The organism is Treponema sp. UBA785 (assembly GCF_002297065.1).
Lineage (GTDB): Bacteria > Spirochaetota > Spirochaetia > Treponematales > Treponemataceae > Treponema_D.
Genome location: NZ_DBJD01000100.1, coordinates 4708 through 6486, shown reverse-complemented (window position 1 = coordinate 6486; position 1779 = coordinate 4708). Strand labels below are relative to the sequence as shown.

1 protein-coding gene is annotated in these 1779 nt (G+C 37.9%); it reads right to left on the bottom strand.

Annotated features, from left to right (window positions below; all coding sequences use genetic code 11):
• Positions 1-37 precede the first annotated feature (37 nt).
• Positions 38-1711, bottom strand: coding sequence for a GDSL-type esterase/lipase family protein (locus B2X33_RS09360; RefSeq protein WP_296669215.1), 1674 nt, complete (start codon positions 1709-1711; stop codon positions 38-40).
• Positions 1712-1779: the final 68 nt, after the last annotated feature.

Sequence of the window (1779 nt, the reverse complement as noted above, 5' to 3'; positions counted from 1 at the left end):
ATTGACCGCAAATTGCGCTCCAAAATAAATTCGAGCCTTATGCGCCTTGAGATTCGCCAGTTATTGTCAAGACAACATCGGTAAATTCCACACAAGTTCCACGAGTTCCAAACATGCCTGCATAAAAGTAATCAGAATCTTTTGCCACAAAATCAAAATCCGTGTAAGTGGTTTCGTAAGCATTGCCTTTATAAACAGTCTTAACTTTTACAACCTGGCCAACTCTTTCAATTGAAAATTCTGCGGTTTCGTCGTTATTATAAAGAGCCGAAATTTTGTTTTCAGAAACTTTTAAAGAACCAGATTCTCTCTTCCAGTTTGCAATACAAGAACTTGCAGAATCTGCATAAAGTCCTGCAGATACATAGTTTGAGCTTACCGCAATTTTGTTTGGAGCATAGCAGTCGTCGCGAAGCATTAAACCAAAGCCCGCCTGATTTTTACCAGCCACCGATACTAAAACTTTTGCTTTTACAGTAAGCGTAAAGTTTTTGCTTACAGGAATCTGTTTAAAAGCAAAAGCAAAACCGTCTGCCGAAGAAGTTATTTTTCCTTTTGGCGAGGCCGTCCCTGTCTGGCCAACCTTAAAAACTCCTGCTGAAGTTTCCTGTGCAAAAAATCCATTTGAAGCAGCAGAAGGATCTCCTCCGCAATCGCCAAAAGCAGTTCCATACCAGCCTTCAGACGTACACTTTAAATTTTCTACAGAATTTAATTTTGATAAATCCGGAGCAGCATAATCAACAAATACATAGTCTGGATTTTTTACAAGATCTTTATCCTTTGAAGGAAGATAAGTTGATTTTACATAAGGTTTTAATGCACATGAACTTTGAGAAATTGTCATGGCAAAAAAATACGAAACCATTTTTGCGCCATAAATATTGATATGTGTTTCATCAACTGATTTTAAGTTTGGCAAATCGGCAGAACTTCCTTGAGCCATTGCATGAAAATAAATCGCTTCATCATAGCCAAGTTCTTTGTATTTTTCTTTTGTCATTGTCGTCAAATCTACAAACTGAACAGATTTTTCTTTTGCAAGTTCTTCCGCTGCTTTTCTGTAATCCCCCGAAGCAGTTATATGGGCATAAGAACCCAAATAATCGTTTGAAGAACTCAGACGAACAATTGGAGAACAAATAATCGGTGTTGCGCCTTTTTCCTGTACAACCTTTATATATTTATTAAAAAGAATATTTTTAAAAGAACCTTCTGTATCTGTCGATTCAGCGGCGCTTGCAAAACGGTCTTCGTCATCAGATTTTTGATCGTTGTGGCCAAACCCAATTACAAGAAAATCGCCATCCTTAATTTCAGCAATCAAAGTCTGGTAATTTTCTTCCGTAAGAAAACTTTTTGCAGAACGGCCAGAAAGAGCTAGATTTCTTACTGTAATCTTAGACGACAAGTTGTTTGCCAACTGAGTTCCATAACCATAACGCGGATAAAAATATGTTGCGTCAGTATGTTTTCCATCTTTTACATAATCACAAACAGTCGAGTCACCAACAACCCATAAAGTCGCCGCAGAAAGTGCCGAATCATCGTACTCAGATGGCGTCGAATCGCCTGGATTTTCGGGAGTTGCCAGATTCTGGCTTCCGCTGTTGTCAGAAGAAGAATCGTCTCCGTCAGAACAAGAAATAAAACCTGTTCCCAGCAAAGCTAAAGCCGTAAAAACTGCCGCTATTTTTACAATTTTTTTCATTTGATTTGCTCCTAAAAAAAGCCAAGATTAAAACTTCAATTTTAATCTTGACTTTTTAAGTTGTTTCG

Excerpts from the sequence above, each read along its gene's own strand:
- B2X33_RS09360 (WP_296669215.1), bottom strand. The coding sequence starts at position 1,711 with ATGAAAAAAATTGTAAAAATAGCGGCAGTTTTTACGGCTTTAGCTTTG.